Raw genomic sequence first — 25,147 nt, 5'->3', positions numbered from 1 at the left:
TTTTTGGCTCGCGCCTGGAGTACAAAGGACACCGGAATCTTACCCGGTCTTCCTGTTTTTGTACTAGTTCAAGTATACCACATTCTGGTAGGGGATACAACCGCCAAAAAGGTCCAGAGCGCTCCCAATCGTCACGTCTACTCTGCCCTTTCCAAGCTCTTTTAACAGCTCCAGATCCCCCATGCTTCCCACTCCGCCGGCATAGGTGACGGGAATTCCCTCCCAGTCTCCCAGCATCCGGACAAGGTCCTTTTCAATTCCCGAAGCTTTTCCTTCCACATCCACCGCGTGAATCAGAAATTCACTGCAGGCTGCGGAAAGCTCTGTCAGAAGCGCCGGCGTCACCTGCACGTCCGTAAACTTCTGCCACCGGTCTGTCACCACATAATAGTCTCCGTCTTTTTTTCTGCAGCTTAAGTCCAGCACCAGATGCTCTTTTCCTACAGTATTCCTCATTTTCTCCAGATTATCATACTGAATCTGTCCGTTTCGGAACACATAGGATGTCACAATTACATGGGAAGCTCCCGCGTCCAGCCAGTCTTCCGCGTTTTCCGGGCTGACGCCTCCGCCGAGCTGGAGACCTCCCGGATAGGCCCGCAGGGCCTCTTCCGCCTGCTTCCTGGTGGCCTCATAACAGGGAGAATCCGCTCCGTTCAGCAGGATCACATGACCTCCCCGGAGACCGTCCTTCTGATAAAGAGCGGCGTACCAGGCAGCCGTCTGCTCCGATACAAAATTTTCTTCCGCAGAATCGTTCTGATCTCTCAGGCTTCCGCCCACAATCTGCTTGACCCTGCCGTTATGAATGTCAATACATGGACGAAACCGCATTACAGAATCACCCCTACCGCATCTGCCACCGTGCGCACACCGCACAGGCGGATGCCTTCTACTTTTCCTATCTGCTCCCGGCATACCTCCGGAAGAATCACCGTGGTAAAGCCCAGTTTTTTCGCCTCCAGGACCCGGCCGGCTGCCTGGCTGACCGCCCGCACTTCCCCGCTTAAGCCCACCTCTCCAAAGGCCAGCACTTTCTCGTCGATGGCTTTGTCCCGGGCGCTGGAAACCACCGCCAGCACCACGCCCAGATCGATGGCTGGCTCACTGATACGGATTCCGCCTGCGATGTTGATATAGACGTCGCTGTTGGACAGAGACAGGCGCAGCCGCTTTTCCAGCACTGCCAGAAGAAGGTTCACACGGTTGTAATCCATTCCCGCCGCAGTCCTTCTGGGCATGGCCAGAGGGCTTCTCGTCACCAGAGCCTGAATCTCCAGCAGGATGGGACGGGTTCCTTCCATAGAACAGGCCACGATAGATCCGGAAGCTGCCTCCGGACGGCCGTTCAGCATGAATTCTGACGGATTTTCCACCTCTGCAAGACCGTTCTCCCGCATCTCAAAGACGCCAATCTCATTGGTAGAGCCGAAGCGGTTCTTCACTGCTCTTAAGATCCGGTAAGAAGCATGCCTGTCTCCTTCAAAATACAGCACCGTATCCACCATATGCTCCAGTACTCTCGGACCGGCCACGGTCCCTTCCTTAGTCACATGGCCCACGATGAAGATTGTGATTCCAAGCCCCTTGGCCAGCTGCAGAAGCACGGAGGTAGCTTCCCTCACCTGGGACACACTGCCCGGCGCCGAGCTTACATTTTCGTGATACATGGTCTGTATGGAATCAATAATCACTGCCTCCGGCTTAAGCTCCCGTATGGTATCCTGAACCACATCCAGATTTGTCTCACACAGCAGACGCAGCTTGTCTGAAAACTCTCCGATTCTGGCTGCCCGGAGCTTAATCTGCTTTAAGGATTCCTCTCCTGAAATATAGAGAACTTCATGCCCGGCGCCCGACAGCTTCTGACAAACCTGAAGAAGCAGCGTGGATTTTCCGATTCCGGGATCTCCTCCCACCAGAACCAGGGAGCCGGGGACAATTCCGCCTCCCAGAACACGATCCAGCTCTTCGATCCCTGCGCTGACCCGTTCCTCCTCTTTCATCTCAATAGAAGAAAGGCAGACCGGCGCTGCGGCTGCCTTTCTCTCTTCTCTCGCCTTTCCGGCGCTCTTTTTTTCAACAGTCTCTTCCACAAAGGTATTCCACTCTCTGCAACCCGGGCACTGCCCCATCCACTTGGGGGATTCATACCCGCAGTTCTGGCAGAAAAATACCGTCGTCCTGCCCTTTGCCATACTGCCTTCTTTCTATACTTTCTGTATCCTTTATGGCTTATGCCTTCAATACCTTTACGCTCACTGCGTCCCGGCTGCCAAGCTCCACGCTTAAAACCAGCTTTCCACCAAGCCCTGTCTTGATCGCTCCCGTGCTTACGCCGTCCACAAGGGTCAGATACTCGGTGTCATCTTCCATACCCAGGGTGATCTGAGCGTCCTCCGGTCCTTCCACCTGAAACTCCACACTATCCGCGTCCGCGCGGAAATGCTCCACTGCCGTGCCGGGAACAGACTCATACACAAACATATCATTGCGCTCCAGCTTTGTAATCTCACGGAAAGTCTTTACCTTATAGAGATCTCCCTGATATTCAAAATCCTGCTTTTTTGTCTTGGACGCCAGTTCATAGTCTCCAAAACTGATACTGCCATCGGCCTCTGCACGGATCAATTCTTTTACTGCTGCCATTTTCTTTCGTCCTCCTAATCGGATTCTTCTCTTTATTCCCGCGGGCAGTGAGCCGGGCAGACACCGCCCGGACCGTTCTCTTAACCTTGCGGTCTGCGTATCCGTTCGGCAAGCGCCGCGAGGGGCAAATGCCCTGCTGCCTGCAGCGGGATATTTCACTTTGATGTTTTGATTATAAACGATTCCCGCCCGTATTTCCAGAACTTTTTTCACCAGTTCCGCCGTGCGGAAAGACGGAACAGGACCGGCTGTGGGAGCTTGCTCACAAAAGACGGGACTGGGCCGGATTTCCATAGGGCGGACGCCCTATAAGCCCGGAGACGCTGCCTCCGGCTGCGTGTTCGGGCTGCACGGCGGAACTGTATCCCCCGGCGGAAAGACGGAACAGGACCGGCTGTGGGAGCTTGCTCACAAAAGACGGGACTGGGCCGCGGAATTAAATTCCGGAATCAAAAACCAGCTTCCCTCTCCGCATAGTGACCGTTACCTGGCTGCCCTTCCTGATCTCTCCGGAAAGAAGCGCGTCTGCCAGCGGGTCCTCCACCTGGGTCTGAATAGCTCTCTTTAAGGGGCGGGCGCCGTATTTCACATCATAAGCGCTGTCTACAAGATGTGTCTTCACGCTGTCCCGGATTTTCAGGGTAATACCCATCTGCTCCTGGCACCGGCTGATAAGCTCCTTGAATAAAATAGTAACTATCTGCTTCATCTGTTCTTTATTCAGGGCGTGGAAGACAATGATTTCATCAATCCGGTTCAGGAACTCCGGCTTGAACATCCGGCGTACCTCTTCCATCACACTGGCCTTCATGGCTTCATAATTCTGCTTTTCATCGTCCTTTGAGGCAAAGCCCAGCCGCTTCGGTGATATGATGGAACCGGCCCCCGCGTTGGAGGTCATGATAATCACTGTATTTTTAAAATCCACGGTTCTGCCCTGCGAATCCGTAATACGTCCGTCATCCAGAACCTGTAGCAGAATGTTGAACACATCCGGATGGGCCTTTTCGATCTCGTCAAACAGAATCACCGTATAGGGATTGCGCCGTACCTTCTCGGAAAGCTGGCCTCCATCGTCGTGTCCCACATATCCGGGAGGCGCTCCGATCAGCTTGGAGACGCTGTGCTTCTCCATATATTCCGACATATCTACCCGGATCATAGCTTCCTCACGCCCGAACAGCACCTCTGCCAAAGCTTTGGAAAGCTCTGTCTTTCCCACACCGGTGGGTCCCAGGAACAGGAAAGAACCGATGGGACGGCCCGGGTCTTTCAGGCCTACGCGTCCCCGGCGGACAGCCCGGGCCACTGCGGTGACTGCTTCATCCTGGCCGATGACGCGCTTGTGCAGAATCTTCTCCAGCTTCTGAAGGCGCTGCGTCTCCGTCTCCGCAAGCTTGCTGACGGGAATCTTCGTCCAGTCGGCCACGATCTGCGCTATCTCATTTTCGCCGACTGTAAGAGCTTTTTTCCCGCGTCCGCGTCCGGTCTTTGCCCGCTCCTTCTGCAGTTTTTCCTCCAGCCGCATACGCTCTTTTCGAAGTTCTGCCGCATGTTCAAAATCCTGCTCCCGGACAGCCTGTTCTACGTCCCCCAGAAGATCTGCGATACGCCGCTCCAGTTCTGCCGCGGCATGCACCAGCTGAGTCCCGCCCAGACGTACACGGGCGCAGGCCTCATCCATCAGGTCAATTGCCTTGTCCGGAAGGAAGCGGTCGCTGATGTAACGTTTAGACAGCTTCACCGCCGCCTCCAGAGCTTCATCCGTGATTTCCACCTGATGATGACGCTCATAATTTCTCCGGAGTCCTTTCAGAATCTCCACCGTCTCCTGCTCGCTGGGCTCCTCCACCATAATCGGCTGGAAACGGCGCTCCAGAGCCGCGTCTTTCTCGATATGTTTTCTGTATTCCTCCACAGTAGTGGCGCCAATCACCTGAAGCTCTCCTCTGGACAGAGCCGGCTTTAAGATATTGGCCGCATCCATGGCGCCTTCCGCGCCGCCGGCCCCAATCAGTGTATGAAGCTCGTCGATAAACAGAAGCACGTCTCCTGCTTCCATCACCTCATCCATAACATTTTTGATGCGCTCCTCAAATTCGCCCCGGTACTTGGTGCCGGCCACCATTCCGGAGAGATCCAGGGTCAGCACCCGCTTTCCCTTGATGGAATCGGGAACTGCTCCTTCCGCAATTCTCTCTGCCAATCCTTCCACAATAGCCGTCTTGCCCACGCCGGGCTCGCCAATCAGGCAGGGATTGTTCTTCGTCCGCCGGCTTAAGGTCTGGAGCAGACGCCGAATCTCATCCTCTCTGCCGATACAGGGCTCCAGCTTCCGCTCTCTGGCAAGCCGGGTCAGATCCCGGCTGTACTGGTCCAGCGTCTGCGTACCGCGGCTCTGGCTCCGGCCGCTGCGGGCAGACTCCTCCCGATAATCCCGTCCGGTCTTTCCCATGGAATCCAGCATGGCGGAATACAGCTCTTTTACATTCACATTCATCGTATTTAAGAGCCGGCTTGCGGCGCACTCCACGTCTTTGAGCATGGCAATCAGAATATGTTCCGTGCCCGCCTGTCTCTCATGAAAGCGGGCCGCCTCCTGCTCCGCCGCCTTCAGAACTTTCTCGGCCCGGGGCGTAAAGCCGCCGGGGTCTGCCACTGCCACGTTTCCCTCCGGAGAAATCAGATCCCGGATCAGCTCTAATACAGCCTTTTCTTCTACCTTTCTCTCTGCCAGAAGCTGTGCCGCCGCACAGCCAGTATCTCTGAGAATGGCAATCAAAATATGCTCGGTTCCCACATAATTCTGTCCAAGCTCTTTTGATACCTTTCCGGCCTGCTTCAGCACCCTCGCAGCCCTTTCCGTATACTGTTCAAACATAAATAAAAATCCTCCTGCTGCAAGGGGCGGAGTTGCTCACCCCGCCCCTTTCTTTTTCTCTGCGTCTTTCGTATCTTACAGATTCAGATCATCGATATCAAAAATCTCAATATCGAAGTCTTCATCTCCATCGTCCTCTTTCTGAGCTTTCTCAGTCTTCCCGGGAGTCTTTTCCGCTTTCTTCTCCACTTCTTCCACTGCGCTCATATCAATCTCAGGAAGGTTGGCAGTCAGAGTCAGGTCCACTTTTTCCTCTGGTTCTGCTTCTCCCTCATTCTCTTCCTCCGTACCGAAGTCTGCGCCGCCGGTCCGCTTCTTATTCACTGCTGCCAGGAAGTCGTCGAAATCATCCTCCTCGTCGTCTTCCTCCGCCTTCCTCCTGGAAAAGAAACCGCCTTTCTTTCTGCCCTTCTCTTCCCAGCTGTCATCCTCGTCATCGTCGTCCTCCGGCTCCTCATCGTCTTCGTCATCGTAATATTCATAGCCTGCATTCCGGCTCTTCACCGCGAACACAATGACAAGCACAAGAAGAACCGCGCTCAGGACCCCAAGTCCGATGATAATATAAAGGCGCATACTCAGACTGGAAGCGCTTGACTCCTTTAAGCTGGTAAGCTCATTCTGGAGCGCTGTGACAAGCCCCTGGGCTCCAAACTGTCCCAGGTCCTGCTGGAAGGTTTCCTGGGCCGGGTCATACCAGTACCAGCCGGAAGTTCCATCCGGAGCTGACGCCCATACAAGATAAAGCGCCGTATCCGTGTCCGCCTGCCAGGCCGTATAGCTTGTGTCCCCAGCCTGAACGGAAGTCTGCGTCAGATAATCCGCAGACGGCGCTTCCGAAGGCTCCTGGATTGTATAGACCGCCGCCGGCGTCTCCGGCTCTTCTGTCTCCTGCGGTTCTTCCGTGGTCTCCTCCGGCTCCTCTGACTCACTTACAGACAGCAGATCCGAACGGAGCCAGCCGGTCACTTCCTCTCCATCCTGGGTATAGCTGACCTGATACCAGGTAGAGCCGCCGCTTTCTGTCTCATCCACAATCGTTACCGTATCACCCGAAGAAAGGGAACCGGCAATCCCCGCGCTCGTTGATGCCTCCTGGCGTACGCGCGCGCTTTCTACGGATACCGTACCCGTCCGGGCAGCCTGCCCCTGAAGCCCGGCCGAAAGAAACAGCACACAGGCGGCACACACGGCCAGCCCTCCCACGTATTTCCAAACTCCCCGTCTCCGGCAAAGTCTTTTCATCATATTTTATCCTCCATTATCACATATCCTGCGTTCTTTTTTCGTTCTCACAGCGCCGTTTTCAAAGCGGCGCTGCACTGCTCTTATTATAAGCGCAAAGGCCCTTGTTTGTCAAATTAGAGATTACTGGCATATTCTATGATATAGCACCGGCATTCCCGGCATCCGCACGGCCAAAAACGGGCATTTCCCGCCCTCCCGGGGCTTTCCGGCAAAGCTTCAGGCCGGGTGTGCGGCGCGCCGTCATGTCCGGACGGATTAAATAGTCCGCGCAGAGAATCAGCGTAATAAAATTTACGGAGGTGGATTGATTGATTTCCAAATACGGTGCCTTAAGCGAACTGAATCCCGGGCAGAGCGCGCGTGTCCGAAAGCTTGCCTGTACCGGGAAACTTCGGCGGCGTTTTCTGGATCTGGGATTTGGTGAAAATACAAAAATAGCCTGTGTGGGGCGCAGCCCTTCCGGCGACCCAAAAGCATTTCTGGTCCGCGGCGCAGTCATTGCCATCCGGAACCGGGACAGCCGGGAGATTCTCATAGAACAGGAGCGTCCTTCCGCGCAGGGAAAGACTCCAGCTCCCAGATCTACGGCCCTGGCGGGTAATCCTAATGTGGGAAAGAGCACCGTTTTCAACGGACTTACGGGCCTCCGGCAGCACACCGGAAACTGGCCGGGAAAAACCGTGGAACAGGCCTCCGGTTCTTTTCAGACGGCTCTGCATACGTATCAGCTTACAGACACTCCCGGAGCCTATTCCCTGTCAGCTCATTCTCCGGAAGAGGAAATCACCCGGGATTTTCTATGCTTCGGCGGCGCAAATACCGTCATTGCCGTCTGTGACGCCACCTGCCTGGAAAGAAATCTGAATCTCGTTCTGCAGATTCTGGAACTCTGTCCTAAAACTCTTGTATGCGTCAATCTTATGGATGAGGCCGAAAAGCGCGGCATCCGGGTCAGCCTGCGCGCTCTTTCCCATAATCTGGGCGTCCCTGCCGTAGGCGTGTCCGCCCGGAACAGGCAGACGCTTTACGCTCTGGCAGACGCTCTGGATGACCTGACAGACGGACAAAAGACCGGTCCTGCCGCCCCGGTTATTTACCCGGCACCTCTGGAAGCTGCCCTGAAAATCCTGGAACCTGTCGTTCAGGAGTCCGTTTGCGGCCTTCTTCCCGCACGCTGGCTCTCGCTGCGCCTTCTGGAAAATGAAGCTTCTCTGGCAGAAAAACTCCGGGATTATCTGGGCTTTGACCTTGAAAAGGTCCCCTCTGTCCACGCTGCTCTGGAAGAAGCCCGGGCCGTACTGCGGGCGGCAGAGCTGATAAACTGCGGGAAAGACACGGCAGAAACGGACAAAACAGAAGCCGGCAGAATTTCTGATTTTTCCTGTCTCTCTGACATCATTGCGCAAAGTATTCTGACACGGGCGGAAGAGATCGCTGACAAATCTGTCCAGGCTGATATGGACAATGCCCGGAAAACGGATCGGATTCTGGACCAAATCTTTACCAGCCGCCTGTCCGGCTATCCGGCCATGCTTCTTCTGCTGGCTCTGATTCTCTGGCTGACCATCGCCGGGGCCAACTATCCCTCCCGGCTGCTCTCTGAGCTTCTGACCGGCTTTCAGGACGTGCTGGACGGCCTGTTCACATCGCTTGGGGCTCCCGGCTGGCTCCGGGGAATTCTGCTGGACGGAGCGTACCGGGTTCTGGCCTGGGTCGTTTCTGTCATGCTGCCGCCCATGGCGGTTTTCTTTCCGCTGTTTACCTTTCTGGAGGATCTGGGGTACCTGCCGCGGATTGCCTACAATCTGGACCATGCTTTTCAGCGCTGCCGTTCCTGCGGGAAGCAGGCGCTGACCCTCTGCATGAGCTTTGGCTGCAACGCAGCAGGTGTGACAGGCTGCCGGATCATTGATTCGCCCCGGGAACGCATGATCGCGATCCTGACAGCCTCTTTTATCCCCTGCAACGGACGCTTTCCCGCCCTTATTTCCCTTATCTCCCTGCTTGTCATGTTTTTTGCGGGGACAGCTTCCACAGACGCCGCCACGGCCTTTTCCCCGGTTCCGGCCCTGCTGCTTACCCTCCTGATCCTCTCCGCTGCAGGCATATCTCTTCTGTTTTCCCGGCTGCTGTCTGTGACAGTCCTCCGGGGGCTGCCCTCAGCCTTTGCGCTGGAGCTCCCCCCTTACCGGAAGCCCCAGATCGGAAAAATTCTAATCCGTTCTCTTCTTGACCGGACACTTTTTGTTCTGGGAAGAGCCGTCTCGGCAGCGGCTCCGGCCGGAGTTCTGATCTGGCTTTTGGCAAATATCCGGATTCAGGGTTCCAGCCTGCTGACTCTGTGCGCTGGCGCTCTGAACCCCTTTGCCGCCCTCTTCGGGCTGGACGGCGCGATTCTGATGGGCTTTCTCCTGGGGCTTCCGGCAAACGAAATCGTAATCCCGCTCATTTTAAGCATCTACCTTCAACAGGGAGGACTGACAGAGACCGGGAACCTGCTTTCTCTTCATGAACTTCTGGCTGCGCAGGGCTGGACCCCCGTCACAGCCCTGTGTACTCTGGTCTTTATGCTCTTTCACTGGCCCTGCGCCACGACGCTTCTGACCATCCGGAAGGAAACCGGCTCCTGGCGCTGGACCGTGTTAGCCGCCGTCCTCCCCGCGGCCGTGGGCCTGGCTTTATGTTTCCTGATCGCGCAGGGTGCCGGAATGATCCGTTTCATGACCTGTGCCTCCTTCATTTCCGCATGAAACATAACTTTTTCATGCCAGAGAGGCTGCCGCACTCCTTCCGGTGCGGCAGCCTCTCTGTGTCATCTGCTCTATATTTTGTCTTTAGTAATTAATCCCTGTCACTGCCAGCTTTCCGTCCACGACGCCGAAGATGATATTCGGTCTGCCGCTTTCGCCTGCTACTACAAAACCGGCCATGCTGGGCTCCTGCCCGCTCATATCAGCCTCTTCTACAGAAGCCAGAAGCTCGTCTGTAAAAACCTGATCCGCTCCCAGCGCCAGAAAATCTTCCCGGGTATTTACTGCGCCATCCGTATCCGGAAGTCCCACATAGACCGGGAAAGAGGTCAGATCTGCCAGAGCCTCCAGATCCTTTGCTGCCACAGCCTCTTTGATCCTGTCGGCAAAGGCTGTCACAGCCTCGCTGTCTACCGCGAAATTATCTTCATAGGTCTCTGCCCCATCCGCGCTCTCTGATGTCTCGGCTCCGCCTGCGCTTTCCTCACTCTGTTCTGTCTGATCATTTTCAGTCTCCTCCGCCTGTTCTGACTCTTCCTGACCGGATTCCTCTGTGTCTGTCTGATCTGTATTCTCCTGAACAGTCTCTTCCGCCTCCTGAGTCTGGCCGGCGTCTCCTCCCGTATTTCCACCACAGCCTGCCAGAATCATCACTGCTGTCAGTCCTGCCGCTGCCATTACTTTTCTCATTTTCATTTTCATATCCTCCTTTTTCATTGCGCGGGTATGCAGGAGCCGGAGGCCCCTGCATACATCTGCGCATCTTTGCCGTGTTTATCGCCAGTTTTGCATATTCTGCCTGTTTTGCTGATTTTGGGGATTCTGCTCATCCATCCTCAGCTCAGCTCGCCCACAGCCGGCTGAAAACTCACTGTCAATATGTCGTCCATCATGCGGTACAGACTGGCAGCTGTATCGCCTTTTCTCCATTTCCAGCTTCTGGCTCCTGACTCCACTGACTGATATTTGCAGAACGGTTCTGATTCCATCGCCTCTGAGATGCGCTCTATCCACTGCTCTGTCTCAGCCTCTGTAATCTCCCGCTCTCCATTTACAATCCATATGGAAACAGACTCTACTGTCCTGTCCGGATCTTCGCCGCAGGTGGTAAATACTTTACATTTCCCGCCATAAAGCTCTGTCTGATAGACTCTGCCTACATAGAAGCTCCTGTCCTCTGTCCAGTTTTCCTCTCCTCCTCCAAACAGTCCGGCAGTCTCCTTATCCTTCATCCCCGGAAGCTTCATCATGGCCTGCAGCAGTTCCCTACCGCTCTCATTTTCATCTGCTTCCGTATCCATCCCTGCCGCTTTCACCTCAGTCAGGACTGCCTCCGCCAGAGTTCTTCCTCTCTCAGAAGCTGTACATCCGGCCAGCAGGCAGGCCAGGCCGCAGACCAGAACCAGGCTTTTCTTTCCCAGTCCCTTCATATCCATCACCCCGTGATTTCAAACTCCGGCTGGCCCGCGGCTCCCGGCGCGATTTCATACTCGCCAAAGACGATGACCGGATTGCCGGCTTCATTGATATAAAACTTTGTATCCTCCGTTACGCCTGTGAAGTCCTCTTCCCAGTAATCCAGACCGCTTTGGGCTTCTTTCTCCGGAATCTGGCTTAAAATGGAGGCATCCGCGATGGCCGCGTAGTCCTCTCCCAGAAGATCTTCCAGAGTCACCTGGCGTCCCTTCTCCAGATCAAAGTTGTAATAACGGGTTTCACTGTATGCGCTGGTCCAGTTCTCGCTTCCCATAACGGCCACGGACAGATATCTGTCGGTGTGAGCCTTTACCTCATACCAGACCTTAATCTGGATATTGTGGGCAGCCCATTCTTCCTCTGTTCCTCCGGTATCAAGGAAAGCCTGCCGGTATTCCTTCGCCCGCTCTGCCGCTTCATCCGCATACTGCTCGCACATATTAAGGATCTCTTCATTGACGGATTCCGCCAGATTTCCGGTTCCTTCCGCTATCATTTCAATGCTTGGAATATCTACAGAAATCTGTAAACTATCCTCCGTCTCCATCTCGTAGGAACGGAAGGTCAGAACCTTTGCAATGGCCCCGATCACAGGAAGCTCTCCCATACTCTGGGCAAAAACTGTACTGGTATTCAGAGCGGTTACAAAAACCGCCATGGCAGCGGCCGCAGCCGCAAGGCCTTTCTGCCAGCCATACAGATGTCTTCTCCGCTTCCGCACAGAGGCATTCTCTGCTTTTCTGCGCCGATCTGCTTTTTCCACTTCCCACTGCACCCGTTTTGAAAGTTCTTCCGGAATGGGAACTTCATCGTATCTCTTTTTTGCATCTTCCATTGGATTCATATGTCCACCTCCTGAACAGCTATCCTGAGCGTCTTCAGACCCCGGTACAGCTTGGATTTCACTGTATTCAAGTTCATTTCCATAATCTGCGAAATCTCCTGGAGAGACAGCTCTTCATAAAATCTCAGTTTAATGATAGCCTGCACGTCCTCTTCCAGACGGTTGATATGCAGATACAAATCTTCTTCCGGGGGCTCAAAACCCTTTTCTTCATAGGACTCCTCTTTCTGAGCTTCCTCTCCTGTAAGAACGGTTCTCCCCCGCTCCCGCAGGATAGAAAGACTTTCATTTACTACAATCCGGTAGAACCAGGTCTTGATGGCAGCCCTGTTTTTCAGCTCGCCAAAGTGCTCCAGTGCTTTGCACACCGCGCTCTGTACCGCATCAAGAGCGTCCTCCTGATTCTGGACATAGCTGAAAGCCAGCCGGTAACATTTATTCTGATTTTCTATGATATAAGCGACAACCTTGTCATACAAATCTTCTTTCACAGTTATCACCTTCCTTATCTTCCACAGCGCTGTTTTCTTCTTTCATTATATAGATGATCAGAGGTTCAGAAAAGTTGCAGAATCCGCAAAAAAATGCAGGGCGTTCCGAAACCTTTTTGTTCCAGAACGCTCTGCATGCTGTCATTCCTTTTCCGGTCTAGATTTATCTACGCCTCATCAATGGCCTTTCCGATATCGCTTCTGCAGTAGGCCTTCTCAAAGGTCACCTGCTTTACCGCCTCGTAAGCGTTGGCCCGGGCTGCCTTCAGATCGGGGCCCGTAGCTGTCACGCCCAGTACACGGCCGCCGTTTGTGACAAATCTTCCGTTCTCTTTCCTGGTTCCCGCATGGAACACATAGACGCCGTCTCTGCCCTTCAGGTTCTCCAGTCCTTCAATGGGGAAGCCCTTTTCATAAGAAACAGGGTATCCGCCGGAAGCCAGAACCACGCAGACAGCCGCATTATCCTCGAACTGCAGGTCAATCTGATCCAGTGTTCCATCGATACAGGCCTCAAAGACGTCCACAATATCATTCTTCATGCGCGGAAGCACCACCTGGGCCTCCGGGTCTCCGAAACGGGCGTTGTATTCCAGCACCTTCGGGCCTTTTTCCGTCAGCATCAGGCCGAAGAAGATAACTCCCTTGAAGGGCCGTCCCTCTGCCGCCATGGCGTCCACCGTAGGCTGGTAAATGTGTTTCTGGCAGAACTCGTCAATCTCCGGGGTGTAGAAGGGGCTGGGAGAAAAGGTACCCATGCCGCCGGTATTCAGACCCTGATCGCCGTCCAGGGCACGCTTGTGATCCTGAGCGGAAGTCATACATTTGATGGTCTTTCCATCCACAAAGCTTAAAACAGACACCTCGCGTCCTGTCATAAACTCTTCGATCACCATACGGTTTCCGGCCGCTCCAAAATGCTTGTCCAGCATAATTTCACGTACGCCGTCCTTCGCCTCTTCCAGCGTATTGCAGATGAGAACGCCCTTGCCGAGCGCCAGTCCGTCTGCCTTCAGCACGATCGGGAACTCCGCTGTCTCCAGGTAAGCCAGCGCCTTGTCCGGGTCGTCAAAGTTCTCATAGGCCGCTGTGGGAATTCCGTATTTTTTCATCAGATCCTTGGAGAAGGCCTTGGAGCCCTCCAGGACAGCCGCGTTTTTCCGGGGGCCAAAGACGCGCAGCCCCTCTTTTTCAAACACATCCACGATTCCGCCCACCAGCGGATCGTCCATGCCTACTACCGTCAGATCGATCTCTTTTTCCTTTGCGAACGCTGCCAGCTTCTCAAATTCCATGGCGCCAATGGGCACGCATTCCGCATATTCTTCGATGCCCGCGTTTCCCGGCGCGCAGTATATCTTTTCTGCCTTCGGACTCTGGGAAACCTTCCACGCAATGGCATGTTCCCGTCCACCGGAACCTACGATTAATATTTTCATCCCTTTTCCTCCTGATTTGCCAGCATATCAATAGCTTTCGGCAGCAGCACCCATTCTGCCTCTTCCATTACACGCCGCTGTAAGATTTCGGGTGTGTCGCCTTCCTTCACTTCCACCGCCTTCTGCAGAAGAATCGGACCGGTATCGGTTCCCTCATCCACAAAATGCACCGTGGCTCCCGTCACCTTTACGCCGCGCTCCAGCGCCGCCTCATGCACCTTCAGTCCGTAATAGCCTGTCCCGCAGAAAGAGGGAATCAGAGACGGATGAATGTTGATGATGCGTCCCCGGTATTCCTGAATAATCTTCTCCGGAATCACCACCAGGCAGCCGGCCAGAACCACCAGATCGGCCCCGCTGTCCTTTATGGCTTTCAGAAGGGCGTCGTCAAAAGCTTCTCCTGAACCGCAGGCCTTCCGGGACACACACACAGCGGGAATGCCATGCTTTTTTGCCCGTTCCAGAGCGTACGCCTGGGGATTATTGCTGATCACAGCCACCACTTCCGCGTTCCGGATGCGTCCTGTCTCTACCGCGTCCAGAATCGCCTGCAGGTTCGTGCCGCCGCCGGACACCAGAACCGCTACTTTCAGCATAATGTCACTCCTTTTTCTCCTGCCTGTACTTCGCCGAGCACATAGGGCGTCTCGCCGGCCGCGCGGACAGCCGCCGCGCACTGATCTGCCTGGGCCGGGTCTACCGCCAGCACCATACCGATACCCATGTTGAAGGTATTGTACATCATCTGCTCCTCGATGCGTCCGTCCTCCTTCAGCATCTGGAAAATCATCGGGATCTCATAGCTGTCCTTTTTAATGACCGCCCGCATCCCCTCCGGAAGCATACGGGGAATATTCTCGTAAAAACCGCCGCCCGTGATGTGGCTGCAGCCCTTGATGTGCACCCCTGCTTTTTTCACAGCCTGAAGCGCTTTCACATAAATCTTTGTGGGCTCAATCAGCGCTTCGCCCAGGGTTCTTCCCAGAGTCTCAAAATATGTATTCATGTACTCTTCCTTCATGGTGAATACCTTGCGCACCAGAGAGAAACCATTGCTGTGGACTCCTGAGGAAGCCATACCAATCAGCACATCGCCAGCCTTGATATCCGCGCCTGTAATCAGATCCTTCTGATCTACGATGCCTACCGCAAAGCCGGCCAGATCGTACTCGTCCACCGGATAGAAACCGGGCATCTCCGCCGTCTCTCCGCCGATCAGGGCCGCTCCCGCCTGACTGCAGCCCTCCGCCACGCCACTGACGATGGTGGCGATCCGCTCCGGAATGTTTCTGCCGCAGGCAATGTAATCCAGGAAGAACAGCGGCTCTCCGCCTGCGCAGGCGATGTCGTTCACGCACATGGCCACGCAGTCGATTCCCACCGTGTCATGCTTGTTCATCAGAAACGCAAGCTTCAGCTTTGTTCCCACGCCGTCTGTGCCGGAAACCAGCGTCGGCTTTTCCATATTTTTGTAAGCCTCCATGGAAAAGGCTCCGGAAAATCCGCCGAGACCCGTAAGCACTTCCGGGCGCATGGTCCGCTTTACATGCTCCTTCATCAGTTCCACTGACCGGTATCCGGCCTCAATATCTACACCAGCATTCTTATAATCCATTCTCTATCCCTCCATTAAAACCGGTTCCGCATATGCCGGCCGGCTCTTCGTTCCACTTTCCGCTGTCTTCCCATTCTCTTCCCATTAATAATTTTTATAGCCCACTTCCGCAAGTCTTTCCGCCTTTTTCTCTACCTGCTCCTTCAGCCCCTCAGAATAAGCTTTGAGCCGGTCCAGAAGCTCCGGATCTGAGGTCGCCAGAATCTTTGCCGCCAGAAGTCCGGCATTTGCGCCTCCGTTAATCGCCACGGTAGCTACCGGGATTCCGGAAGGCATCTGCACGATGGAATACAGGGAATCACGTCCTCCCAGGGATGTGGTATGCATGGGAATTCCGATGACAGGCATCGGGAAAATGGCCGCGCACATACCCGGCAGATGAGCTGCCATGCCAGCTCCGGCGATAATTACCTTGAACCCTTTGCTCTCCGCGCTCTTCGCGTATTCAAAAAATACATCCGGCTCTCTGTGGGCGGAAATGATGGTCATCTCAAAATCAACACCCAGCTGCTCCAGAATCTCAGCCGCCTTTTTCATTACGGGCATATCAGAATCGCTGCCCATTACAATGCCTACCTTTGCCATAACAGGTACCTCCCTATAAATATTTATTAGTATTACTTATAACTTGCTTCTTTTTATTGTTTCCTGCTTATAAATGAGTTTACAGGCCAAACCACCGTCTGTCAACAGGAAAAACCATTCTCTTTCAGATTTGCGCAGAAAATTTTTACTCCGCCCTGTTTTCCTGCTCTTCTTCGAAGGGCCTGTTCAGTTCTTCCGTGCCCGGAAGCACAAAACGTCCGTTCTCAATCAGCGGAATCTCGCTTCCGTCCGGACGCACCACCCGGATGCTTCCCAGCTCGTCATAGGGAATCGTAATATCCGTGTGACAGTTGAAATACGCCTTTGACACGTCTTCCCTGCGCAGAATTGAGCACTCATTATCCTTGGCAATGATCCGCTTTCCGTCCGGATTGAAGGTGGGATTGTCCTCCGACCAGGAAAAACAGGTGTCTCCCACCGCAAAATGGGGCCCCATCTTTTCCGCTATGAGGATCGGCAGCCTGGCGCCGATGTCATACTTTTTCGCCACCATATAAGCCATCGTGTTCGTACCGATGGCAAACTCGCCCAGGGGAAGTGTCTCATGGTTGAACAGCACGTTGTTTCTGATGAAGCTTTTGTTTTCCTCCTCGTCTTCAAAGTTCGCGCAGGTATAGGACGCGATCCGTCCGTCCCGGAACGTCAGCTCCAGGTCCAGATACTTCAGTTCGTTCAGATATACCTCGCTTACGTGGAGGGTACCTTCGGTCCCCGTAAGCTTTGGAGAAGTGAAGACCTCACCTACCGGAATATTCACATCCGCCACACAATTCTCAAAGATCGTCTCCTTTTCCGGATCGTTCCTGGACCAGAGCTGCACCTTCATATCAGTCCGGTTATTCCCTGCCCCTTTGACACGCACATACGCTCCCTGATCGAGGGCGTCGATAAGCTTCTGCTGAATCTGCTGATACAGCCGGTAATCCAGATTGTTGATTTTCACAATTTCCCCGAAAATCTCTTTGAAATTTTCCCCGATCTCGGGAATGGGCCAGGCAATAATCGTAAAACTCCGCTCATCCCCCGGAATATACCGGTTCGCCAGCTGTCCGGCCTCACTGTTATAGAAGACGCTCAGCTCCTGCTGCTTCTCATCAAGCTTCAGCGCCTCCCTGCAGCTCTTTGGCAGGAAGGGCCGCTCTCCAAAGATCTCCATAACAGCCGGACCCGCATGGACTGCGGCCAGCGCCTTATACTCCTCATAAGCGCTGTGCAGGACCGAAAGCTTTCGTTCCACCAGCTTCCTGTCCAGATACAGGGCCGAATCTTCCTTATGATCAAAGAGATACTGCTTGCTGGGCGGCGTGCTGCCATAGCCCGGATTCCCCTGGGGCCTGCGGTTGACGCTGTGCCGGGCCTCCCGGTAAATAATGCTCTGCAGTCCCATTTTTTCAAACTGTTCTACCGCCGCCCGGACAATCCGCTCAAATCCCAGAGAATAGCGAATATTCACCGTCTTCTTTTTTCCGAGATCAATTCCCGCGTTCACAAAACCGATCCGGTATCCTTCCGTGAACGTAGACGCCATGGCGTCAATCTCTTCCTGAGGCAGTCCCGCCAGGTACCGGCTTATACCAAGCTCATTTCCCAAAATATACTCTCCAAAGCGGTACAGATACCTGGGATCGCTTAAGTCTGCCCCGCAGATAATGTCCCTGGCAAAGGAAAGAGACGGGTCCAGCTGCTCCCGTATCCGTCCGGGGACAAACACATCACAGTAATCGCTGATATACCAGTAAATGATCTGGCGCAGGCTCTTCTCTGCCGGAACTTCTCCCTCAAACGCATTGTATACTTCGATAAAAAGCTCCGCAGCCATAGCCAGATCTCCATACTTCTGCTCTGCGGCCCAGGCAGCCATTCCCCGGATCTCTGTATAAAGAAAGCTTAAAATCTGGCCGTAGCCCTCTCCCAGAAGCCGCACCGCATACACAGGACTGGCGTAACTGTTTTCATAAGCCTCTCCCGCGATGTCCTCATAGAGCCTCCGGTTCTGCTTCTGCAGCTCCTCCAGAGTCATTCTGGCCTGACGTCCTTCCCGGATGTCCGACGCCAGCCGGTCTGCTTCCAGAATAAAATCCGCGGTTTTCTGAAAATAATCATAAAAAGGAGCCGATACGGCTGTCTCTTCTTTCATCGCCCGTATCCGCTCCATCGAGAGCTCATATCTCTCCCGTATCTCTTCTGCTTCTTCCATTCGGCTTGTCTCCAGCTCCATCTTTTTCCAGCCTCCTACATCCCTATCATGCAAACCAGCGCCCACCCGATAAACAGAATTCCGTTCAGGACCGCCCCAATCTGGGAAGCGGCATAATAGACATCTTCCTCCCGGAATCCCCGGACAGCCAGTACAAACCCCGTAACACTGAACAGCATTGCCAGAACGCCCAGCAGGCCCACGGCGCTTCCGGCTCCGCCCGACATTCTGTAGGCCAGAGACAGAGCCAGAACCGTGAAAACCAGCGCCGCCGCTCCCATACCCATGGACATAAGCCCCTGTCTGGTATGCTTTTTATCTGTAAACTTATAATTCCTTCTTGCCATACTTTCCCCTCCAGTACCGCCGGAACAGCAGATATACGAAATAGCCGATACAGCCGCCTACTGTATTCAGCAGCAGATCGTCCACATCAAAGCAGCCCACTCGAAGTATAAGCTGCATGGTCTCCGCCAGCAGACTGGTTCCAAAAGAAAGAATCACAACCCGGAGAAAGCTCTGGAGACGTTCAAACAGCAGCGGCAGTCCAAGGCCATACGGAATGAATACCACCACATTTCCAACTATATTAATCAGCACTGCCGGCAGTCCCAGAATATCACGGTGTCTCAGAAAACGCCGGATCTCCTGAAACAGAACCAGGTTATAGCGGTACTCGGTGTGAACCTCCGTTCTCCCATAGCTTTCCGAAAAAAACATGAAGTAAATCAGGCACGCCAGATATAAAACCAGCAGCACCCTGCCTCCCCACCTCAGCTTCTTTATGGAATTTCTGCTCATTCTGCTCCGCCTTCACTCTAAAAGAGCAGGTCTGACTTGGACTTCAGAAGTCTGCCTCCGCCCACAATCATCAGAATTCCGGAAACAAGGCCTACCACCACCAGAAGAATTCCCAGAACCAGATTGCCTGCTCCCACATTTGTCATAGTCTTATACGCTTTTTCGTTCATCTGCATACCTCCTGTTATTTTACTCCATACTGATCGTAGTATGCGTCAATCGCTTCCTTTAATGCGTCATCAATGATGACTTTTCCTTTGTATGGACGGTTATACAGATGCTCTACCACATCCGCCATGGTCACGATGGCAGCAGTATCAAACCCATAGAGATCCCGGATTTCCTCCAGAGCGCTCTTCTCGCCGCCTTTTCCTATTTCCATGCGGTTCAGGGAAACCATCAGCCCCCGAATCTCCACATCCGCGGCCCCCTTTACCTTAGGTACTGTCTCCTCCATGGATTTCCCCGAGGTGGTGACGTCCTCAATCATAATCACCCGGTCGCCGTCTTTTAAGCTGCTTCCCAGAAAGCTTCCCTTATCCGCGCCGTGATCTTTCTCCTCCTTCCGGTCGGAGCAGTAGCGGATCTCCTTTCCATACAGCTCACTGTAAGCTACGGCTGTGACTACACCGATGGGAATCCCCTTATAGGCCGGTCCAAACAGCACGTCAAAGTCATCCCCGTAGACATTGTGAATCGCCTTCGCGTAGTATTCTCCCAGCTTTTTCAGCTGAGAACCCGTCACATAGGCGCCCGCGTTCATAAAAAACGGTGATTTTCTTCCGCTCTTCAGCGTAAAGTCGCCGAACTTCAGCGCCTGACAGTCTATCATAAATTCAATAAATTCCTGCTTATACTGTTCCATCTAATCCAGTTCCTCCTGCTTCCTGTTCTTCTTTCCAATTCTAACATAAGTTTCATATTTTTTCAATTCAGTACTATCCTCTCACCGCAGGCAGCAGGCGCCGGATCTGGGGAGATAAATGCTCTGCCTGGTATCTCACCTCAGCGCGCGGCTCCGATCAGCTCCCGGATATCCTCTACCTGGTACTTCTTCATATAATCCAGAATTCCCTCCGCCGTCTCTTTTGCCGCAAAAGGATTGGCAAAGTTCGCGGTTCCCACCGACACAGCAGTGGCTCCTGCCAGGATGAATTCCACAGCATCCTCTCCGTTCATGATGCCTCCCATGCCGATGACAGGCAGAGATACCGCCCGGGCTGTCTGATAGACCATGCGCACAGCCACCGGCTTTACGGCCGGGCCGGACAGTCCTCCGGTCTTATTTGCGATGGCAAAGGTCCGCTTATGGATGTCGATCTTCATTCCCGTAATCGTATTGATGAGGGAGAGCACATCCGCGCCGCCGGCCTCGGCGGCGCGGGCCATCTCCGTGATATCTGTCACATTAGGGCTCAGCTTCATGATGACAGGCTGCTTCGCGTGGCGCTTCACTTCTTTTGTGATAGCCTCCAGGGCCTCCGGCTTCTGTCCGAAGGCAATGCCGCCCTCCTTCACATTAGGGCAGGATACATTGATCTCCAGCATATCCACAGGCTGATCCGAAAGGCGCTCCACCACCTCACAGTAGTCCTCCACCGTCTTGCCGCAGACATTGACAATTATTTTCGTATCATACTTTTTCAAAAGCGGAAGATCCCGCTCTATAAACACATCTACGCCCGGATTCTGCAGGCCGATGGCATTCAGCATGCCGCTTTTTGTCTCAGCGATGCGGGGCACGGGATTTCCCGGCCATGGCACGTTCGCTACTCCCTTGGTCACGACGGCGCCCAGGCAGCCCAGGTCGTAAAATTCTCCGTATTCCGCGCTGGAACCAAAAGTACCTGACGCAGTCATTACAGGATTTTCCAGTTCCACCCCCGCAAGATTTACGCTTGTCTTATATTCCATAGTTATGTCCCTTTCCGGTCCTGTACCAGGCCCAGCCCTTCTTTCTTTTTGCGCTGTCCCGGACACAGTCCTGCCTAGATCTCGATTTCTCCGGCGGCAAAGACAGGACCGTCCTTGCAGATCCGCTTGTTCTTTACATTTGTATGAGCGTCCACATCCTTGGAGGTACAGACGCAGGCCAGGCAGGCTCCGATGCCGCAGGCCATCCTCTCCTCCAGAGACAGGTAGCAGTCGATTCCCTGCTCTTCCGCATACGCCTTCAGCGCCCGCAGCATGGGTCCGGGCCCGCAGGCAAAGATGGCGTCTGCTTCCAGGCGGTTCTCCCGGATGGCATCCAGCACATTGCCTTTCGTGCCTGCGCTTCCATCCTCTGTGGCAATATAGAGGGCGGCGTTCCTGGAGAGCTCTTCCTTCAGAAACAGATCGCCGTTCCGATAACCGGACACCACCATCTTCTCTCCGGGAAGCCATTTTGCCAGCTCTACCATAGGCGGAACACCGATTCCGCCCCCCACCAGAAGCACTTTTTTATAACCCTTATCCAGAGGGAAGCCGTTTCCGAGAGGTCCTACCAGCTCCAGGGCATCCCCCGGCCCATATCCGGAAAACTCCCTTGTGCCTGCTCCTGCCGTCCGGTATACCAGACGCAGCCTTCCGCTCTCCTTATCCACCTCGCAGATACTGATTGGCCGGGGCAGAAGCCGGCTTTCGTCCCTGCAGTACACCGACACGAACTGGCCGGGGCGGGCTTCCTTTGCGATATCGTCCGCATGCAGCCACAGGCTGTAAATCTGTTCCGCAATCTCACGCTGCTCTGTAATGACAGCTGTTTCCCTGTATTTCATAAAAGTCTCCTTTGACCTGTTTTCTATATCCGGCACTTTTGCTTCCTTCCGCTCTTCCGCCGCGCCGGCTTCCCGCCGCTTACCGGGCTTCCAGCGCCTGGCGGATATCCGAAGCCATGTCCTCTACGGCCGCTCTGGAGGCGTCTCCGAAGTTCTCCGGACCGAAGGACGCATATTTTTCCTGCTTGTAGGCAGCGATGATGCCTCTGGAAGAGTTTACGATGGCGCCCAGCCCGTCTTCATTGAAGAAGTTCACCAGATCCTTCCCCTGGCCTCCCTGGGCTCCATATCCCGGCACCAGGATGAAGGTCTTCGGCATCAGCTTCCGGAGGACTGCTCCCATCTCCGGATAGGTAGCGCCCACAACGGCTCCCACATAGCTGTAAGTGTCGCCCATGTGCTCCTCGCCCCACTGGGCCACTTTTTCTCCTACCAGCTCATAGAGAGGCCGGCCGTCTACCAGCTGATCCTGAAATTCTCCGCTGGAAGGATTGGAAGTCTTCACCAGGACAAAGATTCCCTTGCCTTCCTCCTGGCATACTTCGATAAAGGGCTTTACGCCATCGCTTCCAAGGTAGGGATTCACCGTGGCGAAATCCTCATCAAAAGGCACATAACATTTGCTTCCCACCTGAATCTTTCCCAGATGACCCACCGCATAGGCCGCGGAAGTGGAACCGATGTCCCCGCGCTTAATATCTCCGATAACCACCAGATCTTTGGACTTGCAGTAGTCAATGGTTTTCTTGTATGCCTTCAGGCCTTCGATTCCGAACTGCTCGTACATGGCAATCTGAGGCTTCACGGCGGGAATCAGATCATACGTCTTGTCCACAATCTCCTTATTAAACTGCCAGATAGCCTCCGCCGCGCCTTCCAGGGTCTCGCCGTATTCCTCAAAGGCCTTTTTCTGGATATGCTCCGGGATATAAGAGAGCATCGGGTCAAGGCCTACCACAATGGGGGCTTTCGTCTTCTGAATCTTCGCAATCAGTTTGTTAATCATATTGATATCCTCCTTGGAATTGTTTTCCGTATCTGAAATAACTGTACCCTAAACCGGGCACGCCGTCAAGTTCCGGCTGGCGTAATAACGGACATAAATTCCGTCCTCCCGGTATTCCTCCTCCAGAATCTGCGCGTATCTGCGGATGCGGGCAATGTCACCGGCCTGGGCGTAAGGATAGACCTTCTCCACCAGCACACGGCTCTCTCTCAGATAGTCCTCCAGAAGCTCCTGGAGCTTTAAGAGTCCCTCTCCCGTAGCCGCAGAGATTCCCAGCGTCCGGCTGGCCTTCAAGTCTTTGGGAAGCTCCGCGCCTTCCGTCAGATCCCTCTTATTAAACAGGGTGATCACCGGCTTTCCGGTGATATCCAGCGCCTGCAGCGTCTCATAGACTGTCTCCATCTGCGCATCCATCTGGGGACTGGAGCTGTCCACCACATGCAGGATAAAGTCCGCGTACCTGGCTTCCTCCAGGGTACTTTTGAATGCCTCCACCAGATGGTGCGGAAGCTTTCGAATGAATCCTACCGTATCTGTCAGCAGCAGTTCCTGGCCGCCAGGCAGCTTCATGCGCCGGGTGGTGGGGTCCAGTGTGGCGAAGAGCTTATCCTGGGCGAGGATGCCTGCTCCGGTCAGCGCGTTCATAAGCGTAGATTTTCCGGCGTTTGTATAACCCACCACAGCCGCCACGGGCACCGCGCGCTCCAGCCTCTGCTTTCTCGCCGTATCCCGGTGCAGCTGCATCTGCTTCAATTCCCTGTTCAGCCTTGCCAGACGGCTTTTGATCAGTCTCCGGTCTGTCTCCAGTTTTTTCTCTCCCGGTCCTCTCGTTCCAATGCCGCCTCCCAGACGGGAAAGGGATTTTCCCAGGCCGGACAGGCGGGCAAGCCGGTACCCCAGCTGGGCCATTTCCACCTGAAGCTTTCCTTCTCTTGTAGTGGCATGCTTCGCGAAAATGTCCAGAATCACCAGCGTGCGGTCCATGACCTTCAGCTCCAGCTCTTTCTCCAGGCCGTGGAGCTGGGCAGGAGAAAGCTCGTCGTCGCAGATCACGCCGTCTGCCCCCAGCTCTTCTGCCAGAAGGCGCACTTCTTCTATCTTTCCTTTTCCAATATAGGTGCCGGGGTGAGCCGCTTCCCGGTTCTGAATGACTCTTCCCAGGACCACCGCTCCCGCCGTGTCAGCCAGCTCTCCCAGTTCATCCAGGGAGGCTTCCATATCCTCATCCTGCGTGCTTACGCCGATCAGAAGGACCTTTTCCTCCTGTTCCTGATTTTCATAGAAATCTGCCAAGATCGTTCTCCATTTCTGTCTCTTGAATGACTGCTGTTTTTCAGGTTATTTTCGGGGTTCTCCGGCATCTTCCCTTTCCCAGTATGCCCTGTTCATGGTACAGCGAAGTACCAGGCCGCGGGGAAGCCTCCGGTATGCCTTTCCCAGCCGGTATCCCAGATATTTGCAGCCGCTCTGCCAGACAAGGACCGCAATCAGCCAGGGCTTCCCGATCTGCAGGCAGTGGGCTGCCGTCTTTTTCACCAGGCGGATTCCCTCCCCCTCGGAGGCCACGCCCCCGAAAATCTCCGGGTGCTCCGCCTGGGACACTGCCAGATCAAAGTTCCGGTGAAACTGTTCTCTGCCGCTGTAATTGTGGGAATGAATCACCTCCGCGTCCGCCGCATAAGCGATGGCATAGCCGCTCTGAATCAGTCCGCCCGCATAGATCATATCCTCGTTGAAAATCGTTCTGCGGGGAAAGCCGCCCTGGGCCAGATAAGTCTCACGCTCATACATGGCGCAGACATTGGAGCAGAAAAAGGTCTTGATGCCCAGCTCCGGCAGGTCTGCCGCCGTCTTGATCCGGCTTTTCTCCGGATAATTAAAGTTCCGGGTATACCGTTCCAGCTCCCTGCAGTCCTCTTTGGGCAGCTGTCTGGCATAGGCCGCCTTCACCCTTTTATCCCCGAAAGCCGCCGCAAGCCTTTCCACCAGATGAGCGTCTGCCGGAAGGGCGTCCTGAGTCAGAAACAGCAGATAATCCGCCTCAGAAAGCCTTGCCGCGCGGTCCCGGGTCCCTCCGTGATCAAATTCATTTTTTTCCAGGGATACCACCTGGATTTCGGGCCGGTCCGCAAGCAGCTTCTCCACATCCACCTGGGACCGGGTATTCATCACAAGGATTTTGCTCATGGGAAGCGTCTGTCTCTCCAGCCGGTCTATCAGCTCCAGAAATTCGGCTCCGGGCCGGTATGCCGGGATAATCACATCGATCTTCATGTTATTCTCCACTCGGTAAAAATGGACGAGGCAAATCCTTCCCCGTCCATTTTGTTTCTTCTATCTCTGTCTTTTCAGGGTCCGCTTTCCGGCGGGCCTGCCTGACAGTCC

General features: G+C 54.3%; 24 protein-coding genes. 1 reads left to right on the top strand and 23 read right to left on the bottom strand.

Annotated features, from left to right (window positions below):
* Window positions 1-63: 63 nt before the first annotated feature.
* The 5 genes from hisA to B5E82_RS10590 all read right to left on the bottom strand — a co-directional run bounded on the left by hisA (window position 64) and on the right by B5E82_RS10590 (window position 6,778).
* Window positions 64-834, bottom strand: coding sequence for a phosphoribosylformimino-5-aminoimidazole carboxamide ribotide isomerase (hisA, locus tag B5E82_RS10610; RefSeq protein ID WP_087307523.1), 771 nt, complete (start codon window positions 832-834; stop codon window positions 64-66).
* Window positions 834-2,198 carry a DNA repair protein RadA gene (gene radA, locus B5E82_RS10605; protein ID WP_087307522.1) on the bottom strand — a complete coding sequence of 455 codons (1,365 nt, stop codon included), beginning with the start codon at window positions 2,196-2,198 and terminating at the stop codon, window positions 834-836. Before radA ends, hisA begins: the two co-directional genes overlap by 1 nt.
* A 37-nt stretch (window positions 2,199-2,235) precedes the next feature.
* Window positions 2,236-2,649, bottom strand: a complete 414-nt coding sequence (locus B5E82_RS10600) for an endosialidase (RefSeq protein WP_087307521.1) — start codon at window positions 2,647-2,649, stop codon at window positions 2,236-2,238.
* Between the two features lie 436 nt (window positions 2,650-3,085).
* Window positions 3,086-5,530: an ATP-dependent Clp protease ATP-binding subunit gene (locus tag B5E82_RS10595; protein WP_087307520.1), complete on the bottom strand. Its 2,445-nt coding sequence runs from the start codon at window positions 5,528-5,530 to the stop codon at window positions 3,086-3,088.
* A gap of 75 nt (window positions 5,531-5,605) precedes the next feature.
* Entirely contained in the window at window positions 5,606-6,778 is a 1,173-nt protein-coding gene (locus tag B5E82_RS10590) for an SH3 domain-containing protein (protein ID WP_087307519.1), read from the bottom strand.
* 308 nt (window positions 6,779-7,086) lie between these two features.
* Here B5E82_RS10590 and feoB point away from each other — a divergent pair, with 308 nt between their 5' ends.
* A complete protein-coding gene (feoB, locus tag B5E82_RS10585; protein ID WP_162610761.1) occupies window positions 7,087-9,528 on the top strand; it encodes a ferrous iron transport protein B in 2,442 nt (813 codons plus the stop codon).
* Between the two features lie 84 nt (window positions 9,529-9,612).
* On the opposite strand, the gene B5E82_RS10580 is transcribed toward feoB, so the two are convergent.
* The 18 genes from B5E82_RS10580 to B5E82_RS10500 form a co-directional block, all read right to left on the bottom strand.
* Window positions 9,613-10,224 (bottom strand): hypothetical protein, encoded by a 612-nt coding sequence (locus B5E82_RS10580; protein ID WP_242966305.1) that lies wholly within the window; start codon window positions 10,222-10,224, stop codon window positions 9,613-9,615.
* A gap of 140 nt (window positions 10,225-10,364) precedes the next feature.
* Complete coding sequence (locus B5E82_RS10575) at window positions 10,365-10,958, bottom strand: hypothetical protein (protein ID WP_140393128.1); 594 nt, start codon at window positions 10,956-10,958, stop codon at window positions 10,365-10,367.
* Between the two features lie 5 nt (window positions 10,959-10,963).
* Complete coding sequence (locus B5E82_RS10570) at window positions 10,964-11,848, bottom strand: RsiV family protein (protein WP_087307516.1); 885 nt, start codon at window positions 11,846-11,848, stop codon at window positions 10,964-10,966.
* Window positions 11,845-12,339: an RNA polymerase sigma factor gene (locus B5E82_RS10565; RefSeq protein WP_087307515.1), complete on the bottom strand. Its 495-nt coding sequence runs from the start codon at window positions 12,337-12,339 to the stop codon at window positions 11,845-11,847. Before B5E82_RS10565 ends, B5E82_RS10570 begins: the two co-directional genes overlap by 4 nt.
* 167 nt (window positions 12,340-12,506) lie before the next feature.
* On the bottom strand, window positions 12,507-13,778 hold the full coding sequence (gene purD / locus B5E82_RS10560; RefSeq protein ID WP_087307514.1) for a phosphoribosylamine--glycine ligase: 1,272 nt from the start codon (window positions 13,776-13,778) through the stop codon (window positions 12,507-12,509).
* Window positions 13,775-14,374, bottom strand: a complete 600-nt coding sequence (gene purN / locus B5E82_RS10555) for a phosphoribosylglycinamide formyltransferase (protein ID WP_087307513.1) — start codon at window positions 14,372-14,374, stop codon at window positions 13,775-13,777. The genes purD and purN overlap by 4 nt, the downstream gene beginning before the upstream one ends.
* Complete coding sequence (gene purM / locus B5E82_RS10550; RefSeq protein ID WP_087307512.1) at window positions 14,368-15,393, bottom strand: phosphoribosylformylglycinamidine cyclo-ligase; 1,026 nt, start codon at window positions 15,391-15,393, stop codon at window positions 14,368-14,370. Before purM ends, purN begins: the two co-directional genes overlap by 7 nt.
* A gap of 84 nt (window positions 15,394-15,477) precedes the next feature.
* Window positions 15,478-15,978 carry a 5-(carboxyamino)imidazole ribonucleotide mutase gene (purE, locus tag B5E82_RS10545; RefSeq protein WP_087307511.1) on the bottom strand — a complete coding sequence of 167 codons (501 nt, stop codon included), beginning with the start codon at window positions 15,976-15,978 and terminating at the stop codon, window positions 15,478-15,480.
* A gap of 145 nt (window positions 15,979-16,123) precedes the next feature.
* Window positions 16,124-18,217: an aminopeptidase gene (locus B5E82_RS10540; RefSeq protein WP_242966304.1), complete on the bottom strand. Its 2,094-nt coding sequence runs from the start codon at window positions 18,215-18,217 to the stop codon at window positions 16,124-16,126.
* A 14-nt stretch (window positions 18,218-18,231) separates the two neighbouring features.
* Window positions 18,232-18,543, bottom strand: a complete 312-nt coding sequence (locus tag B5E82_RS10535; RefSeq protein WP_087307510.1) for a DUF6142 family protein — start codon at window positions 18,541-18,543, stop codon at window positions 18,232-18,234.
* Complete coding sequence (locus B5E82_RS10530) at window positions 18,524-18,997, bottom strand: VanZ family protein (RefSeq protein ID WP_087307509.1); 474 nt, start codon at window positions 18,995-18,997, stop codon at window positions 18,524-18,526. Before B5E82_RS10530 ends, B5E82_RS10535 begins: the two co-directional genes overlap by 20 nt.
* Before the next feature lie 17 nt (window positions 18,998-19,014).
* Window positions 19,015-19,167 carry a hypothetical protein gene (locus B5E82_RS18205; protein ID WP_164488691.1) on the bottom strand — a complete coding sequence of 51 codons (153 nt, stop codon included), beginning with the start codon at window positions 19,165-19,167 and terminating at the stop codon, window positions 19,015-19,017.
* 14 nt (window positions 19,168-19,181) lie between these two features.
* Window positions 19,182-19,862, bottom strand: a complete 681-nt coding sequence (gene pyrE, locus B5E82_RS10525; RefSeq protein ID WP_087307508.1) for an orotate phosphoribosyltransferase — start codon at window positions 19,860-19,862, stop codon at window positions 19,182-19,184.
* Window positions 19,863-20,002: 140 nt separating this feature from the next.
* Complete coding sequence (locus B5E82_RS10520; RefSeq protein WP_087307507.1) at window positions 20,003-20,911, bottom strand: dihydroorotate dehydrogenase; 909 nt, start codon at window positions 20,909-20,911, stop codon at window positions 20,003-20,005.
* 74 nt (window positions 20,912-20,985) lie between these two features.
* Window positions 20,986-21,756: a dihydroorotate dehydrogenase electron transfer subunit gene (locus tag B5E82_RS10515; protein ID WP_087307506.1), complete on the bottom strand. Its 771-nt coding sequence runs from the start codon at window positions 21,754-21,756 to the stop codon at window positions 20,986-20,988.
* A 79-nt stretch (window positions 21,757-21,835) separates the two neighbouring features.
* Complete coding sequence (gene pyrF / locus B5E82_RS10510; protein ID WP_087307505.1) at window positions 21,836-22,762, bottom strand: orotidine-5'-phosphate decarboxylase; 927 nt, start codon at window positions 22,760-22,762, stop codon at window positions 21,836-21,838.
* A gap of 48 nt (window positions 22,763-22,810) precedes the next feature.
* Window positions 22,811-24,055, bottom strand: a complete 1,245-nt coding sequence (gene hflX / locus B5E82_RS10505; protein ID WP_087307504.1) for a GTPase HflX — start codon at window positions 24,053-24,055, stop codon at window positions 22,811-22,813.
* 45 nt (window positions 24,056-24,100) lie between these two features.
* Window positions 24,101-25,036, bottom strand: a complete 936-nt coding sequence (locus B5E82_RS10500; RefSeq protein WP_206415669.1) for a glycosyltransferase family 2 protein — start codon at window positions 25,034-25,036, stop codon at window positions 24,101-24,103.
* Window positions 25,037-25,147 lie beyond the last annotated feature (111 nt).

This window comes from Lachnoclostridium sp. An138, assembly GCF_002160765.1.
GTDB lineage: Bacteria > Bacillota > Clostridia > Lachnospirales > Lachnospiraceae > Laedolimicola > Laedolimicola faecalis.
Note: the sequence above shows the minus strand (reverse complement) of the source record. Positions and strands in the feature narration are given on the sequence as shown.